Genomic DNA, 16,139 nt, shown 5'->3' with positions numbered 1-16,139 from the left:
CCCCGTCGCTATTAGTGTTATATATCTGTAAATAGTACAATTTACTGAACTGTAGACAGACGGCGAAACAATATAAACCACTTAATAGATTTCACCCCGTTTCCCTCTCGTACAACCGCCGACCGCCCCGCGGCCGCTCTCGACGAACAACTGCCGCCACCTCGATGCCCACTCGATGCCAATGACCGACGAGTCGCCAGCCGATATCGACCTCGCAGCCCCGCAGTACTATCTCAACCGCGAGCTGAGCGAACTGGAGTTCCAGTCCCGCGTGCTCAACGAAGCGCTCGACGACCGGAACCCGCTTCTCGAACGGGTCCGCTTTCTGTCCATCTTCACGAAGAACTTAGACGAGTTCTTCATGAAGCGCGTCGGCGGGCTGAAACAGCAGATTGAGGCCGGCGTGACGGAGCGGACGACCGACGGTCGGACGCCCCGCGAGCAGTGGGAGGAAGCCATCGACAGGGCCCGCCCCATGTTCGAGCGACAGGCGGCGTGCTACCGCGAGGAGATCCGCCCGGCGCTCGCCGACGCGGGAATCCGCATCTGCGACTACGACGAGCTGACGCCCGACCAGCGGACGGAGATGCGCGACTACTTCGAACTCTCGGTGCTGCCGACGCTCACGCCGCTGTCGTTCGACCCGGCGCACCCGTTCCCGTTCATCTCGAACCTCTCGCTGTCGCTCGCGGTCATCACGCGGGACGACGACGGCGACCAGACGTTCACCCGCGTGAAGATTCCGCAGAACCGCCCGCGGCTCGTCGAGGTCGAGACCGACGGCGACGAGGTTCGCTACGTCCTCCTTGAGGAGGTCATCCGCGCCAACCTCGACCTCCTGTTCCCGAACGTCGAGGTCGTCGACACCGCGGTGTTCAAGCTGACCCGGAACGCCGAAGTTCGCCGGAACGAGGAGGTCGCGGAGGACCTCATCGACATGATTGAGGAGGTGCTCGAACAGCGCCGCTTCGCCACCGTCGTCCGCCTCGAAATCGAGGCCGACGCGCCCGAGGCGGCGCGGGACCTCCTCGTCGAGCAGTTGGACCTCGCCGACCGCGAGGTGTTCGAACTCCGCGGACCGCTCGACTACCGCGAGCTGATGGACCTCACGGACCTCGACCGGCCGGACCTCTCGCTGGAGTCGTGGACGCCGCAGCCGCACCCGCGGTTTTCGGACCTCGACGCGACCGACGCGGGCATCGGCTCGGGCGCGTCTCCCCCCGAGACAGCCGCCGAGGACGGCGACACCATCTTCGACGAGATTCGCCGTAAGGACGTGCTGTTGCACCACCCGTACCACTCGTTCGGCGACACCGTCCAGGAGTTCCTCGACGAGGCCGCCAACGACCCCAACGTGCTGGCCATCAAGGCCGCCATCTACCGGACGGCGTCGGACTCGAAAATCATCGAGGCGCTCATCGACGCCGCCGACAACGGCAAGCAGGTCGCGGCGATGGTCGAACTCAAAGCGCGGTTCGACGAGCAGAACAACCTCGAATGGGTCCGCCGCCTCGAAGAGGAAGGCATCCACGTCGCCTACGGCACTATCGGGCTGAAGACGCACACGAAGACCGCGCTCGTCGTCCGCGAGGAGGAAGACGGCGTCCGCCTCTACTCCCACGTCGCCACGGGGAACTACCACTCCGGGACCGCGAAGGGCTACGTCGACCTCGGCGTCCTCACCGCCGACCGCGACATCGGGCAGGACCTCGTGAAGGTGTTCAACTTCTTCACCGGCCCCTCGCTGGACGAGGAGTTCCGGAAGCTCCTCATCGCGCCCGTGACGATGCGAAACGAGTTCACGAAGTGCATCCGCCGGGAGGCCGACCACGCCCGCGCCGGCCGCGACGCCCGCATCGTCGCCAAGATGAACGCGCTCGAAGACCCCGGTATCGTCGAGGAACTGTACGAGGCCTCGATGGCCGGCGTCGACATCGACCTGCTCGTCCGCGACATCTGTCGGCTCCGCCCCGGTCTGGAGGGCGTCTCGGAGACCGTCACGGTCCGGAGCGTCGTCGACCGCTTCCTCGAACACTCCCGCATCTTCTACTTCGAGAACGCGGGCGACCCCGACTACTACATCGGCTCCGCGGACTGGATGACCCGCAACCTCGACAAGCGCGTCGAGGCCGTCGCGCCCGTCGAGGACACCGACATCCGCGAACAGTTGCGGTTCATCCTCGAACTCGGTTTCGCGGACAACCGGAAGGCGTGGGAGATGAACGCCGACGGCACCTACGACCAGCGCGACCCGGGCGACGACCACGAGATTAGCATGCAGCGAATCCTGATGGAACAGACCCTCGCGGCGTCGAACACGCCCGGCGTCCACCGCGGTATCTCGGCGTCGCACCCCGACGTGCCCGAGACGCTCCTCGTGGAGTCCGACCCGTCCGTGATGGCTCCCCGAGACGGCGCGGCGACTGCGGATGCGGACGAGGGCGAGGATGAGGCTGAGGCCGAAGCCGGGGACGAGAGCGACATCGAAGCCGTCGCCGGCGCCGCCACCGAATCTGCCGCCGACCCCGCCACCGAATCCGCAACCGAACCCACCGTTGAGGCGGGCGCGGGCGCGCCGAAGAACGGCGACCCACAGCACGTCCTCGACGACTTCCCCGAGAAGTGGTACGTGCCGAGCAGTCGGCACTACGAGTACGCGGTTCGGACGCCGGACGGCGACCGCGACTACCGGAAGACGGCCGAGGCGGCCGCGCGGCTGGTCGAGAAGTACTACGGCGAGGAATAATCGCACCGCCCTCGCGGGCGAAGCGGTGTTCTGTTTTCGCGGCCCTGCGAGCCGCGCCGATTAGAACGTGCTGAGTTCGCCTTCGATGGTCCGACGGGTGATGTCGGTCACGTTCGCGAGTTCGCGGTCGACGATGGCGACGACCTCGTCTTCGATGTCGGCGACGGTGACGCCCTCGTCCGTGATGACTTTCGCGTCGGCGACGTGCGGTTCGTCGATGGGGCGGCCGATCTGCGAGAGCAGGCGGACCTGCAGGTCGCGGATGCCGTCGACCTCGGCGACGACCGTCTCGGCGATGTGGGTCGAAAGCAGGTTGTAAATCTTCCCGATGTGGTTGACGGGGTTCTTGCCGGAGGTCGCCTCCATACTCATCGGGCGGTTCGGCGTGATGAGGCCGTTGGCGCGGTTGCCGCGGCCGACGGAGCCGTCGTCGCCCTGCTCGGCGGACGTGCCGGTCGTGGTGAGGTAGATGGAGCCCTCCTCGTAGTCGTCGGCGGTGTTGACCTCGACGTTGACCTCGCGGTCGGTGTAGTCGGTGGCGAGGTCGGAGACGAACTCGCGGACGTCGTCGACGGCGGCGACGTAGTCGTCGATGTCCTCGATGTGTTTGTCGACCATGGCGGCGGCGACGGTCACGTCGATGACGTCGCCCTCGCGCTTGCCCATGAGCTTGATGTCCTGTCCGAGTTCGGGGTGGTCGTCGCCGTAGGCCGCGCCGTTGAGGGCGCGCTCGGCTTCGAGGACGATCTGCTCCGTCTCGGTCAGGGGGGCGTGGCCGACGCCGAAGCTCGTGTCGTTGGCCATGGGGACCTGCTGGGTCTCCTCGCCGAACACGTCCTGGAGGTCGCCGGAGCCCTCGCCGAGCTTCACGTCGACGATGATGTCCGTGCCCACGTCGAGCCCGGGGATGTTCTCGTTGAGGTACTCGCGGGCGGCCCGGAGCGCCGTCGAATCGACGGGAATCTTCTCGCCGTCGTACTCCTTCGTGGCGCGGCCGACGATGAGGAGATAGATGGGTTCGATGACCTCGCCGCCGCCGAAGGCGGGCGCGGCCGTGCCGGCGACGAGCTGGGTCTCGTCGGTGTTGTAGTGAAGCACCTTGCCGACGCGGTCGAGATAGAGGTTCGAGAGGGCGCGGGAGACGCTCTCGGCGATACCGTCGGAGATGGAGTCAGGGTGCCCGATGCCCTTTCGCTCGACGATTTCGACCTCCTGGTCCTCGACCGCGCGCTTGTCGGCGGATTCGAGGCGGATATTTCGGTCGCTCATTGGCGGGACGTACCCGGCGGGCGGTTCTATAACTTGCGGAAACCTTTGGCCACACTCGTATTACCTGAGAGTATGCTCGGGCAGTATCTGCCGAGAGAACGGACGCCTGCGGGAGCCGACGACCCGACTACTCCTCGGGCGCGCCCAGCAGCATCCCGAGGTAGGAGGTCCGAATCTGGTCGTCGGGGTCGAGACCGAGGTCGCGGAGGACGGCGAACGCCCCCTCGCGGGCGTCGTCGACGCCGGACTCGACCTCGACTTCGACCTCCACGAACTCGCCGAGTCCCGCCACCGAATCGAGCGAGACGGTGTAGCCGTCGAGGGCGAACCGCTCGCGGTCCTTCTCGACGGTCGCGGCGGGGTCGAAACCGACGGCCTCGCAGATAGCGTCCATCGTCTCGCCGTCCTCGACGCCCGTCTCGTACTCCCGGCGGGTCTTCGACGACTCGTCGACGAGCGGTCCCTTGTAGGTGACGACGGTCTCCTCGTCGGCGAGGTCGCCGCCCTCGTAGCGCGACTCGCGCCGGAGTCGAAGCGCCTCGTCGGTCTCGGCGAAGTCCCTGTGCGGGGCGTCGTAGTAGGTGTCCGTCTGGGCGACGCGGTTGACCTGCTCGGCTTCGGTCGCGTCGAGTCGCTCCCGAACCGCGTCGTGGTCCGCGCGCACCTTGACCTCGACTTCGTACATGCTTCGACCGGCGCGTCCGGGGGGCAAAAACCTCGGTGACTCGCGCCGGCGACCCCTCAGTATCGAGGTATTTGTTACCTTTTATCATGCAAGACCGCGTAGTACGACGGGAGTATGAGCCAAGAGACGCCGAACCCGGCCACCGCAGTAGAACAGCGCGTCGGCGAGGCCGCCGACTACGAAATCACGGGCCGCGTCATCCTCACCGCGATGGCGAGCGGGTTCGTCGGGACGGTGTTGATGCTGCCCGTCCTCGTCGGCATCCCCGAACTGCTCGGTCTCTTCACGACCGAGCCAATCACGCGGTTCGCCGGGATGGCGGCGTTCTTCGGCTACGAACCGACGCTCGCGCTCGGGGCCTTCCTCTTCGGCATCGGCGGGGTCATCGTCCTCCCGGTGACGTTCGTCGTCGTCGGGGCGTTCCTCCCGCCGGAGTCGCCGGAGTACCTCCGCGGCGTGTCGTTCGCGACGCTCTACTGGGTCGGGTTCGTCCCGGCGTTTTGGCCGCAGGCCGACGCGTTCGTCATCCTCTCGTTCCTCGTGTTCTCGCTTCTGGCCCACTGGGTGTACGGCCTCTCGCTCGGCTACCTGCTCGACCTGTTCGCGGGCATCCCGCAACACGAGGTCTGACCGGGCGTCGCCGGCGGTCGGGCTCTCCGTCGTCCACCGTCGCCCGCGACCCCGACCGCCGTCCGTTCTGTTCTCTTCTTTCGCCGAGCGACCGGAAACGTCCGTTCGAGGCCGGACACCACCGACTTCTCCGAAACAATAATCATCACGAACGTTAATTATACTATTTGGGTGGTGTTATCAATGGTCACGGAACTCGTACCGGCGGCCGCGTTCCCGCTCCAGTCGGGGTTGGTCCCGCGAGGGACGCGCACGTTCGTCTTCGAAAGCATCTTCGAGGTGTTCCTGCTCTTGGGGACGCTCGTCGGGGTCGTCGTCGTGGGGTACATGCTCTACAACGCGTACAAGTATCGCTCCGGCTCCGGAAACGGTCACATCGACGACGAGGACCGCCTCGTCCTCGGGGAACTCCCGTCGGGGAGCGGCGGCGGGCGAAAGCTGTTCACTTCGTTTTTCATGAGCATGATAATCGTCGTCTCGCTGGTCTCGTGGACGTACCTGACGCTCCTGTACGTCGAGGAGGGCCCCTCCGACGCCGAGTCGCTCGACGTCGAGGTCGAGGGCTACCAGTTCGGCTGGCGCTTTACCTATCCGAACGGCCACACCACCGACGGCGTGCTCCGGGTCCCCGCCGACCGGCCCGTCCAACTGACGATTACCACCGCGGACGTGTTCCACAACTTCGGCATCACGGAGTTACGCGTCAAGTCCGACGCCATCCCCGGCCAGGAGACCGAGACGTGGTTCACCGCCGACGAGCCCGGGACCTACACCGCCCAGTGTTACGAACTCTGCGGGGCGGGCCACTCCTACATGTCCGCCGAGGTCATCGTGATGCCGCCCGACGAGTACGAGGCGTGGTACGCGAACACGACTGCGGATAACGCGACCGCGAGCGAGTCGAGCGCCGATGAATCGGTCGCCGCGAAATCGAGTCTCCGACCGGCGGTGGTCCCATGACCGACGCGTCTCCCGGAGGGGACGCCGCGGCCGACGGGGGCCACGAGGTCGCCCGCGGCGGCGACGACCACGGCCACGACTTCCCCGGCACGGGGAGCATCAAGCGCTGGTTCGTCACGACGAACCACAAGGACGTCGGCATCCTCTACATCGTCACGTCGCTTTTCTTCCTCGTGCTCGGCGGCGTCCTCGCGTGGCTGATGCGCATCCAACTGCTCGCCCCGCGGGCGCTCGGCGAGGGGATTCTCGCGCCCGTCGCGTACAACCAGGCCGTCTCGGCCCACGGGCTGTTGATGGTGTTCTGGTTCCTCTCGCCGTTCGCGTTCGGCTTCGCCAACTACGTCGTCCCGCTCCAACTCGGCGCGAAGGACCTCGCGTTCCCGCGGCTCAACGCGCTGTCGTACTGGCTCTATCTCTTCTCTGGCATCCTGTTCGGCGTCTCGTTCTTCCAAGGGGGGACGTTCTCCGGCGGGTGGACGATGTACGCCCCGCTGAACGTCCCGACGTTCACGCCGGACGTGGGGGCGTCGACGGCCGTGTTGGCGCTCGTGTTGTTCGTCGCCTCGGTCACCGTCTCGTCGGTCAACTTCCTGACGACGATGCACCGAATGCGCGCCGAGGGGCTGACGCTCCGGAACGTCCCGCTGTTTAGCTGGACGATTCTCCTGACGGCGTGGATGATGCTGTTCGCCTTCGCGGCGCTTCTGGCGGCGCTCTTGGTGCTCTCGTCGGACCGCCTGCTCGGGACGACCTACTTCGCCATGGAGTCGCCGGCGGGGGCGCTCCTGTGGACGCACCTGTTTTGGTTCTTCGGCCACCCCGAGGTGTACATCGTCTTCTTCCCGGCGCTCGGCGTCATGGCGGAGGTGTTCCAGACGTTCACCGGCCGCCGCATCGTCGGCCGCAAGTGGTTCATCCTCGCGATGGTGCTCGTCGCCATCCAGAGCTTCGCCGTCTGGATGCACCACATGTTCCTGACGAGCATCAACCTGCAGGTGAAGACCCTGTTCATGATTACCACCATCGGAATCTCCCTGCCGTTCGACCTGATGGTGTTCGCGCTCATCTACACGATGCTGAAGGGGAAGATACGCTTCACGACGCCGTTCCTGTTCGTCTTCGGGGCGCTCCTGTTGTTCATCATCGGCGGCATCACCGGCGTCTTCCTCGGCGCGGTCGTCCTCGACTACGAGTTCCGCGGCACCTACTGGGTCGTCGCCCACTTCCACTACGTGATGGTCGGCGGAGTGACGGCCCTTGTCGGCGGCCTCTACTACTGGTTCCCGAAGATGACCGGCCGGATGTACGACGAGTTCCTCGGCAAACTCCACTTCGCCGTCTACTTCGTCGGCTTCAACCTGCTGTACTTCCCGCTTTTCGTCGCGTGGGAGACGCCCCGCCGCGTGTTCGACTACGCGCCCGAACTCGCGCCGTGGCACCAGCTCGCCACCGTCGGCGGGTTCGTCCTCGGGCTGTCGTTCCTCATCATGTTCTACAACCTGTTCAAGAGCGCCTTCGTCGGCGACCCCGCGCCCGACAACCCGTGGGAGTACGCGACCACGGCCGAGTGGGCCGTCTCGTCGCCGCCGCCGCTTGAGAACTTCGACGGGACGCCGACCTACCGCGACGGCCACCTCGAATTCATCGACGACGGCGAGGTCGCGCCGAGCGAGGAGCGTTCCGGCGGGCCGACCGGTGCGGCCGTCTCCGACGGCGGCGTCACCGCGTCGGCGACGAGAGCGGTCACCGCGGACGCGGAACTGCCGACCGCCGAAGCGACCGAAGTCGAGGGACCGAGTCACGCGAGCATCTGGCCGTTCGTCCTCTCGGCCGGCGCGTTCCTCGTCCTCCTCGGCCTCTCGCCGCTCCAAGACGCTGCCTTCCCCGAGGGGATGGTCGGGGCCGCCTACGCGACCACGGCGGTCGCGGGCGGCGTCGTCACCCTCGGGTCGCTCGTCGCCATGGGGCTCGAACCGTTCCACGGCCCGGTCTTCGAGGAGGGCGAGGCGTGGCCCTTCGCCGGCATCGACAACGGCAAGGTCGGGATGTGGATATTCCTCGCGTCCGACGTGGTGCTGTTCGGCGGCTTCCTCGGGGCCTACGTGTTCACTCGGGTCGCCTTCGGCTGGACCGGCTGGGAGCCGATTCCGTCCGACCCGATTCCCGGGCTCGTGAACACCTACATCCTGCTCACGAGCAGTTTCACGGTCGTGCTCGCGCTCGTCGCGGCCGAGAAGAAACACAAGTGGGGGCTCGTGACGAGCCTCGGGGCCACGTTCGTCCTCGGCATCGGCTTCCTCGTCAACAAGGGGCTGGAGTGGCAGCACCTGTTCCACGAGGGGCTGTGGCTCTCGACGAACGTCCGCGCCTCGACGTTCTTCCTCACGACGGGCCTCCACGCCGCTCACGTCATCGCGGGGCTCGTCGTCGCGCTGTACCTGACCGCGCGCGCCTGGCGGGGCGCGTATCTCGAAGACAGCCGCTCGGTGGAGTACTTCGGCCTCTACTGGCACTTCGTCGACATCGTCTGGCTGTTCCTGTTCCCGCTGTTCTACATCCTGTGAGGTGACAGAAATGGTATCAACGAAACTCTATACGGCGATTTACGTGGTGTTGTTCGTCTCGGCGACCGTCCAGGTGCTGGTCGAGTTCGCCGGGCTGAGTTACTGGCTGGCCTTCGGCGTCATCATGGTCCTGTCGGCCGCGAAGGCGGTGCTGGTCGCGGCGTACTTCCAGCACCTCCGGTTCGAGCCGCGCTCGCTGACGTATCTGGTCGGCATCGGCCTCGCGGCCGCGCTGGCGCTCACGCTCGCGGCGTCGTACTCGCTCCTGTGACCGTGCGGGCCGACTCCCATTCCCGCTGGCGCTCCCGCGAGACCCTCACCGCGGTCGGCTACGCCCTCCTGTTTTCGGTCCCCGTCGGCGTCGGCGTGACCGTCATGATGACCCGCGTCACCCCCGGCGGACTCACCGACCCGCTCGTCGTCGGTCCCGGTCTCGTGCTCGCGGTGGCAGTCTTCGCGCTCGTCGTCGCCGCCGCGACGACCGGCGAGAACGCGGTCTGACTGGGCGCTATTCGTCTCTTTCTGTGGCTCTGTCGAACTCGTTAGAAGCTGATAGAACTGTGTGATACAGACAGGGAACACACGTATCTCCGGCGAATATACGTTCTGTCGGAGAAATAAGTCGGTATGGAACGAAACAGGGCGCTTACCGTTTACCTCATTGTTCCGTGTCTACTCTATGGTTCCGCGTTCGTTATCGTGTTAACTCAGTTTTCGGATGTAGTTGATACCAACACTCTGAGGATGTCACACACGACATTTGCGGTGGTTATGGCGATAGTGCTCCTCGTGAAAAGAGACGAACTGTCTGCCGATAACTAAGCGCCCTCTATTCAGCACAACCGCAGAAAACCATCCGTAACTGAGGGCTTCGACAGAATCTCTTTTTCCTCCTCCGCACTCGCACGTACCTTCTTTGACTTTGCCGTGGTAACACTACGCATGAATCGGACTACCGTCGCACTCGCGGCCGCCTTCGGAGCAGTCGTCCTCGGACTCGCGGTCCTCCTCGGCTCGGAGGCGGTTGGCGCGAGCGAATCGTTCGTCGTGGTCGGCGGCGTCGTCGCGCTGGCCGGCGTCGGCGTCCTCACCGGCGTCGTGATGCGCCTGCCCGACCCCGCCGAAGGTGAACACGGCGGGGACAGCGGTCACGCCTGAACTCTCCGGCCCCGTCACAGGCTGAACCCGACGACCGCGAGCAGGAACAGCGCCGTGAAGACCACCCCGAGCGCGCCAGCGACCTTCAGGTGATAGACGAACAGCTCTTCGTCCTCTGCCTCGACCGCGGCCTCGTACGCCGCGGCTTCGCCGTCACTCAGTCCCTCGTGCGCGTCGCCGACGTGGAGGTCTCGGAGTCGCTCCCGCCGGAACGGGCGGTCGCAGTAGGGACACGTCGCCGCCGCGGTCTCGCCGTCGGGGACGACGGTCTCGGGGACGACGGCCGATTTCTCGCGGTTCACCCTGTGACACCCCCGACCGTCGGCTGGGCGACGACCCAGAGGCTCGCCATCGTGTAGCCGACTGTGACGGCGACGAAGGGGTACTCGCTCCGGAGCGGTTGCAGGCGACCCGGAAAGAGGTCGAACGCGCGGGCGTGGGCGACCCACACCGAAAGCAGGTGACCGAGGACGACGAACGCTAACTGGAGGCCGCCGAACCACGCCGGAACGACCAGCACCGAGGGGTTCGCGGGCGGCGACAGCGGCGAGGCCGCGACCGCGACCAGCGCGGGCGCGAGGCCGACGACGTAGCCGAGGAAGTGTGCGAGGTGGTAGCCGGCGGCGATGGGGACCAACGCGGGCGCGAACCAACCGGCGACGAAGCCGACGGTCACGTACGTGTCGGCGGTTCCGCGGGCGACTCGCGCCGCCAGCCGGTAGCCGCCGAGGAAGACGAGAAAGCCGGCGACGATTCCGACGAGGTTCGCGAGCCACGCGGGAACCGGAGCCGCGGCGTCGAGGACGCGACCCCACGCGACGGTGACGACGAGGCCGTCGAACGTCGTCACCCAGAGGAGCGCGACGACGAACGCCACGTCGTCGGCTCCCAGTCGCTCGCGGGCGCGCGCCAGTCCCGCGCCGGGAACCGAAACCGAGAGGCCGCCGTCGTCGCCCCGCTGGACCGGAGCGAGCAGGCCGTACAGCCGGAACACCCGAGCGACGGGGTCGGCGCGGCGGAACCACGCGTCGCCGTAGACGACCGCGCCGCCGACAGTAAGCAGGCTGTACGTGACGACCACGGCCGCGAGCGCCCGCGGGTCCGCCGCGAGCGGGCTGACGACCTCCAGCCAGACGAGTCCGAGCAGGCCGGCGACGCTCGGCCACGACCCGAGCCGGTCGGGGTACGACCGCGACAGTCCCAACGTCTCCCTGAACCGACCTCGAAGCGCCGCGCCGAGCGTCCGCCACGGGTTCACGAGCGGCCACGCGTTCCCGACGAGGTAGGTGACCATCGTGAATCCGGCCCACCAGCCGACCCAGACGAGCAGGACGCCGAGGTTGGCGATGCCGACGGGCGGTCCGAACAGCCCGAAGCCGACGACGAGGACGAGTGCGGCGACGCCGAGTAGTTTGAGTGCGACCGCCGCGGTTGCGACGGCCCCGGCGAGTCCTCTGATTCGGACGCCGACCCGCTCGAAGGCGTCGAGCGTCTCGTCGTCGGTGACGAACGCCGACAGCAGGAAGGAGACGCAGACGACGCCGCCGCCGGAGACGACGACGAGCCAGAACGGGGCCGGAACCGAGCGGAGCGACCCGGCCAGCGAGCCGGCGTGCGCGAGCCCCGGAGCCGAAAAGGTGAGCGACGCGACTGCCAGCGCGACTGTCCAGACGGCACCGCGTCGAACCGCAACGCCGACCGCGGAGCCGTCGCGCTCGCTCATCGTCGCGCCCGCTCCGCAAGCGACGGTCCGAACGCGAGTAGGGCCGCGGCGACGACGAACACCAGCGTCGAGATGTCGACCGAAAGCGCCTGGAGTGCGCTCACGACGCCAGTGCCGCCGGCCGCGCCCGCGACCAGACCGCCGACGAGCGGGAAGGTACAGCCGACGCACGAAACGAGCCCGAGCGCCCCCGAGAGCGCGCTCTTCGCCGCGTCGAGGACCGCGGCGTAGACGAGGTACGCGAGCGCGAGGTAGCCGGCGACGCGGTACGGGACGAACGTCCCGGAGACGACTTCACCGGCGTAGCCGACCCGCGGACCCCACCCCGGCGCGGCGAGCGAGAACTGCCAGCCGGTCGGGTGCCGCGCGGTCGCGACGTGCCCGTGGCTCCCGCCGAGGAGCGCAGCGAAGTCAACGGACACCAACCCGGCCAGCGACGCGAGGGTCACGAAGTACGCGACGGCGACTCCCCCGGCGGCGAGTCGCGCTCGGCCGCTCGCTCGCGGCGGGTCGGTCCAGAGAACGGCCGCCGCGCCGACGGTTATCCAGACGAACGGGTAGAACAGGTACCGGAGGCTCTCGACGCGCTCCGGCGCGGCGTAGAGGTACGCCCCGACGGCGAGCGCCTCGACCCAGCAGAGCGCCGCGAGCCACCACAACCGCGGCGCGTGTCGCGGGTCGAGTCGCCCCGCGTACGAGGTCGCCATCTCAGAGGAGGCCCACCAACCTGAGGGCGACGCCGACGACGAACAGCAGGCCGAGGACCCACGACCCGAGGAGCGCCGCCTGCGACCGCGCCAGCCCGCGCCCCCGCGCGGCGTGGTACGTCCCGTAGAAGAGGTACGCGACGACGACCCCGAGCGTCCCGGCGACGAGCGCCGGTCCGGCGACGTTCGTCACGCTCTCGGGGATGGCGCTCCCGCCGACGAACAGCACCGCCATCGCGCCGAAGCCGAGCGCCGCGAGGACGAAGACGAGCGACAGCACCGTCGGGTCGTCGGCCCAGCGACGCGAGTCGCTTCCGCTTCCGCTCCCGCTCCCCGCCGAACCCCCGCCGGTCGGAGTCGGAACGCTCGTGACGGAGTAGTGTCGCCAGCCGCGGCCGGTCAGAAACACGGTGAGCGCCAGCAGTACGACGCCGAGGACGAACCCGAGGAACAAGCCAGTCTGTGCCATGTGAACACGCCTCGTTTTCTATAACTATTGACAATGATATAAGCGATTCGACCCCACAGCGGCCCTCGGGGTCGAGTTCCCGGGCGTCGGCCGCCTCGAACGCGTCGCGGCGGCGAAACGTGATTCTTAAGGGTCGCACGAGTCACGTAGCGTGTATGAGCGACGAACAGCAGGCGGAGGCCGAGCAGGTCGATGAAGAGGTCGAGTCCGGTATTCAGGACGGCGACTTCGTCCGCCTCGCGTACACGGTGCGAACGATCGAGGACGGCGACGTCGTCGACACGACGGACAAAGAAGTGGCCGAAGAGGCCGAGATCGACGTCGAGGGCTACGAGTTCGAGCCCCGCGTCGTCATCGTCGGTGCCGGCCACGTCTTCCCCGAGGTCGACGAGGCACTCATCGGCGCCGAGGCCGGCGACGAGGGGACCGTCGAGATTCCGGCGGTCGACGCCTTCGGCGAGTACGACGAGGACGACGTGCGCACGGTCAGCGCCAACAAGATCGACGAGGACGACCGCTACCCCGGTGCGCAGGTCACCATCGACGGCGAGCAGGGCCGTCTGGAGACCATCATCGGCGGTCGCGCCCGCGTCAACTTCAACCACCCTCTCGCCGGCGAGGACCTCGAATACGAGTACGAAGTGCTCGAACTCGTCGACGACCGCGAGGAGCAGGCCTCCGGCCTCCTCGGCATGTACCTCCAGCAGGCCCCCGAAGTCTGGATTCAGACGGACGAGGTCGAAGAGGAGCAGGTCGTCGAGTCCGACGACGACGAGGATGAGGACGCCGAGCCCGAGACGGAGACCGTCACCGTCGAGAAGGACACGCTCTACATCGAGGCGACGCCCCAGATGACGATGAACCAGCAGTGGATGTTCTCCAAGCAGCAGATCGCGCAGGACATCATGCAGCGGCTGGACATCGACCGCGTCATCGTCCAGGAGACCATCGAGGGCGGCATGGGCGGCATGGGCGGCCTCGGCGGTATGATGGGCGGCGCGGGCGGCGCCGACATCGAAGAGGCCATCGAGGACGTCGACATCGACGCCGACGAACTCGCCGCAGAACTCGACGCCGACGAAGAGTAAGCGAGTCCGCCGCCCTCGCCGTCTCGGCGAATCGGCGGCTTCTTGATACTCGCCTTCCGACCGCCTCGTAGCTATGGCTTCGTCAGACGACGACGCGACGGCCGAGTTCCGCGACCTCACAGACGTGAAAGTCGCACTCGTCGCCGGGCTCTGTACCGTCGCATTGACGCTCTCGCTCAAGTACGGCGCCGGAATCGAGGTGCCGTTCATCTACCGTCTCTCCCCGCTCGCACCGTACTTCGCCTACGTCTTCTCCCGCGGCGCGGCGCTGTCCGCCCGGACGTGGATGGCGCTCATCGCGGCCGTCACGCTCGGCACGTTCGGGTTCTTCGCGCTCTGAGCGGCGACTCGGCCTCGCTCAGGCGATGTCGCGGCTGGTGTCGACGGTGACGCGCTCCGCCAGCCGAAGCTTGATGGTCTCGTCGAGTGCGCGGCCCCCGCGGAACTTGGGGACTGCGAGGCGGTTGACGATTTCCGAGCCGTCTATCTTCGTGTCGAGGTCGAACACCACGTCGGCCATGTGTTCGGTCAGGTCGCGGTTGTCCGGGACCGACTCGCCTTTCAGCCCGTGGAGGACGGTCAGCCCGCGGGTGTTGACCATGTGCGTCTGCAGGTCGTTGAGGAACTTCCGGTAGCGAGCGCCCTCACTTCGTTCGAGCACGTCCACCACGTCGATGACGAGGTTCGCGCCCTCCGGGAGGTCGCGGACCAGACTGCTCGCCGTGTCGAGCGGCGCGTCGCCGCCCACGTCGCGCACGGTGGGGTTTCCGGTCGGACCGGGGTTCCGTTCGAGTGCGTCGGTGACGGCCTCGGCCGAGCGAATCGTCGTCAGCCACAGCGTCCCCCGCGTGGTCGTCAGTTCGTGTAAGAACAGTTCGGACTGGCTGGCCGGGTCGGCGGCGAGGAGGACGATGCTCCCCGCGGGAATGCCCCCGCCGAGTTGGCGGTCGAGCACGTCGATTCCCGTCGCCAGTCGAGACATACCCCACTGTAAGGAAGTCGCTCATATTACTTCTTCCCCGGTATCCTGTCGGCGATTCGACGGTACGCGGCCCGAACTGTCGGACGGGTGAGAACTGGCGACGACTCCTCCGGAACGGTCCCGAGCACCGGCGCGCCCACGAGGTCGGACACCGCCTCGGGAGCCATTCGTGACCGCGAGACGACACATCCGACGACGGGGGTGCCGAGCGCCCGCGCCATCGCGGCCGTCTTGGCGGCGTCGCGGAGCGCCGGCGCGCACAGCGGCGACACGACGACCACGGCGTCGGCGACGCGGAGCGGGACGGCGGCATCGGGCCCAGCGCCCGCGGGGCAGTCGACGACCGCGCGACGTTCGTCGTCCGCGGCGGTACGAAGCCACCGCTCGAAGGCGTCGTCGTCGGTTCCGGCGGGTGCCGGGAGCACGGAAACGGTCGAGTCGGTCGGGTGCGACCGAACCGAGGGCTCGCACACCGATTTGCCCGAGACGGCGTCCACTCGGCGCTCCACGCCGGCCATCGCGTGGAGGTTCGGCATGTCCCTGTCGGCGTCGACGGCGAGCACCGGGCCGTCGAGCGCGCTCGCCAGTCCGAGGGTCGTGGTGGTCTTGCCGCTGCCGCCCTTACCGCCCGCGATTGCCAACATAGCCGGGGCTGGCCCCGGCTTGGTACTTGAACCTGCGGCGAAAACGAGCCGCGTCGAGTTGGCCTCAGTCGTTACAGCAGCCGCCGGCCTCGCCGCCGAAGTCGACCGCGAGCGGCTCCGAGATGGCCTCGTTAATCTTCTCCAACTCGCCGACGAGTTCGGCCTGCGCGAGGAGGTACTCCTCCATCACGGGCTCGGAGTGGAGCTCTTCTTGGGCCGCTTGGACCTTTCGGAGCCCCTCTTGGGTCGCTTCGCCCATCTGTCGGGCCACGTTGAACTCCTCGCGGAGCTGGTTGAACTCCGTGATGAGTTCCTGCACGTCGTCGTCGGCTTCGACAGCGGCCTTCGCCTCCTCGTAGGCTTCGTACTTCGGATGGTCGGCGATGGCCTCGCCGAGTTCGCGCCCGAGTTCTTCGAGCCGCGTCGTCTGCGTGCTCATAGCCGCGCGTTGGGGTGCGAGCGGTTTCAACCTGCCGAACGGGGAAGGAGAGGGGGCGAGCGGTCGCCCCCGCGG

The 16,139-nt window shown here is 67.3% G+C and carries 18 protein-coding genes; 9 read left to right on the top strand and 9 right to left on the bottom strand.

Annotated features, from left to right (window positions below; translation table 11 throughout):
• Positions 1–181: 181 nt before the first annotated feature.
• Positions 182–2,746 carry a polyphosphate kinase 1 gene (gene ppk1 / locus ABY42_RS08035; protein ID WP_050459139.1) on the top strand — a complete coding sequence of 855 codons (2,565 nt, stop codon included), beginning with the start codon at positions 182–184 and terminating at the stop codon, positions 2,744–2,746.
• Positions 2,747–2,806: 60 nt separating this feature from the next.
• On the opposite strand, the gene ABY42_RS08030 is transcribed toward ppk1, so the two are convergent.
• On the bottom strand, positions 2,807–4,015 hold the full coding sequence (locus ABY42_RS08030) for a methionine adenosyltransferase (RefSeq protein ID WP_050459138.1): 1,209 nt from the start codon (positions 4,013–4,015) through the stop codon (positions 2,807–2,809).
• A gap of 127 nt (positions 4,016–4,142) precedes the next feature.
• Positions 4,143–4,700 (bottom strand): class IV adenylate cyclase, encoded by a 558-nt coding sequence (gene cyaB / locus ABY42_RS08025; RefSeq protein ID WP_050459137.1) that lies wholly within the window; start codon positions 4,698–4,700, stop codon positions 4,143–4,145.
• Between the two features lie 114 nt (positions 4,701–4,814).
• Between cyaB and ABY42_RS08020 the strand changes: the two genes are divergently transcribed.
• The 6 genes from ABY42_RS08020 (at position 4,815) to ABY42_RS07990 (ending at position 10,012) form a co-directional block, all read left to right on the top strand.
• Positions 4,815–5,330 (top strand): DUF6789 family protein, encoded by a 516-nt coding sequence (locus ABY42_RS08020; RefSeq protein WP_050459136.1) that lies wholly within the window; start codon positions 4,815–4,817, stop codon positions 5,328–5,330.
• A gap of 183 nt (positions 5,331–5,513) precedes the next feature.
• Positions 5,514–6,290 carry a cytochrome c oxidase subunit II gene (gene coxB, locus ABY42_RS08015; protein ID WP_004976692.1) on the top strand — a complete coding sequence of 259 codons (777 nt, stop codon included), beginning with the start codon at positions 5,514–5,516 and terminating at the stop codon, positions 6,288–6,290.
• Positions 6,287–8,854: a cbb3-type cytochrome c oxidase subunit I gene (locus tag ABY42_RS08010; RefSeq protein ID WP_050459135.1), complete on the top strand. Its 2,568-nt coding sequence runs from the start codon at positions 6,287–6,289 to the stop codon at positions 8,852–8,854. The genes coxB and ABY42_RS08010 overlap by 4 nt, the downstream gene beginning before the upstream one ends.
• 10 nt (positions 8,855–8,864) lie before the next feature.
• Entirely contained in the window at positions 8,865–9,125 is a 261-nt protein-coding gene (locus tag ABY42_RS08005) for a cytochrome C oxidase subunit IV family protein (protein ID WP_049913451.1), read from the top strand.
• A complete protein-coding gene (locus ABY42_RS08000) occupies positions 9,122–9,355 on the top strand; it encodes a hypothetical protein (RefSeq protein WP_050459134.1) in 234 nt (77 codons plus the stop codon). Before ABY42_RS08005 ends, ABY42_RS08000 begins: the two co-directional genes overlap by 4 nt.
• A 441-nt stretch (positions 9,356–9,796) precedes the next feature.
• Complete coding sequence (locus ABY42_RS07990) at positions 9,797–10,012, top strand: hypothetical protein (RefSeq protein ID WP_004976708.1); 216 nt, start codon at positions 9,797–9,799, stop codon at positions 10,010–10,012.
• A gap of 14 nt (positions 10,013–10,026) precedes the next feature.
• Here the strand turns inward: ABY42_RS07990 and ABY42_RS07985 are convergent, their stop codons facing one another.
• Genes ABY42_RS07985 through ABY42_RS07970 form a run of 4 tightly spaced genes read right to left on the bottom strand, consistent with a single transcriptional unit; the run spans position 10,027 to position 12,911 of the window.
• Positions 10,027–10,314 carry a DUF7410 domain-containing protein gene (locus ABY42_RS07985; RefSeq protein ID WP_050459133.1) on the bottom strand — a complete coding sequence of 96 codons (288 nt, stop codon included), beginning with the start codon at positions 10,312–10,314 and terminating at the stop codon, positions 10,027–10,029.
• The gene (locus ABY42_RS07980; protein WP_050459131.1) at positions 10,311–11,735 is read right to left on the bottom strand and encodes a hypothetical protein; all 1,425 of its coding nucleotides are present in this window, start codon (positions 11,733–11,735) and stop codon (positions 10,311–10,313) included. Before ABY42_RS07980 ends, ABY42_RS07985 begins: the two co-directional genes overlap by 4 nt.
• Positions 11,732–12,442, bottom strand: coding sequence for a DUF7546 family protein (locus ABY42_RS07975; protein ID WP_050459130.1), 711 nt, complete (start codon positions 12,440–12,442; stop codon positions 11,732–11,734). Before ABY42_RS07975 ends, ABY42_RS07980 begins: the two co-directional genes overlap by 4 nt.
• A 1-nt stretch (position 12,443) precedes the next feature.
• Positions 12,444–12,911 carry a hypothetical protein gene (locus ABY42_RS07970; RefSeq protein ID WP_050459129.1) on the bottom strand — a complete coding sequence of 156 codons (468 nt, stop codon included), beginning with the start codon at positions 12,909–12,911 and terminating at the stop codon, positions 12,444–12,446.
• Between the two features lie 155 nt (positions 12,912–13,066).
• Here ABY42_RS07970 and ABY42_RS07965 point away from each other — a divergent pair, with 155 nt between their 5' ends.
• The gene (locus ABY42_RS07965; RefSeq protein WP_004976719.1) at positions 13,067–13,999 is read left to right on the top strand and encodes an FKBP-type peptidyl-prolyl cis-trans isomerase; all 933 of its coding nucleotides are present in this window, start codon (positions 13,067–13,069) and stop codon (positions 13,997–13,999) included.
• A 73-nt stretch (positions 14,000–14,072) separates the two neighbouring features.
• A complete protein-coding gene (locus tag ABY42_RS07960) occupies positions 14,073–14,339 on the top strand; it encodes a hypothetical protein (RefSeq protein WP_004976721.1) in 267 nt (88 codons plus the stop codon).
• A gap of 18 nt (positions 14,340–14,357) precedes the next feature.
• Here the strand turns inward: ABY42_RS07960 and ABY42_RS07955 are convergent, their stop codons facing one another.
• The 3 genes from ABY42_RS07955 to ABY42_RS07945 form a co-directional block, all read right to left on the bottom strand.
• Positions 14,358–14,981, bottom strand: a complete 624-nt coding sequence (locus ABY42_RS07955) for an RAD55 family ATPase (protein ID WP_004976723.1) — start codon at positions 14,979–14,981, stop codon at positions 14,358–14,360.
• A 26-nt stretch (positions 14,982–15,007) separates the two neighbouring features.
• Positions 15,008–15,625 carry a MinD/ParA family ATP-binding protein gene (locus ABY42_RS07950; protein WP_050459128.1) on the bottom strand — a complete coding sequence of 206 codons (618 nt, stop codon included), beginning with the start codon at positions 15,623–15,625 and terminating at the stop codon, positions 15,008–15,010.
• A gap of 64 nt (positions 15,626–15,689) precedes the next feature.
• Positions 15,690–16,064 carry a YlbF family regulator gene (locus ABY42_RS07945; RefSeq protein ID WP_004976728.1) on the bottom strand — a complete coding sequence of 125 codons (375 nt, stop codon included), beginning with the start codon at positions 16,062–16,064 and terminating at the stop codon, positions 15,690–15,692.
• Positions 16,065–16,139 lie beyond the last annotated feature (75 nt).

The sequence above is a fragment of the Haloferax gibbonsii genome (assembly GCF_001190965.1).
GTDB lineage: Archaea > Halobacteriota > Halobacteria > Halobacteriales > Haloferacaceae > Haloferax > Haloferax gibbonsii.
This window is presented reverse-complemented; position numbering and strand designations above follow the sequence as displayed.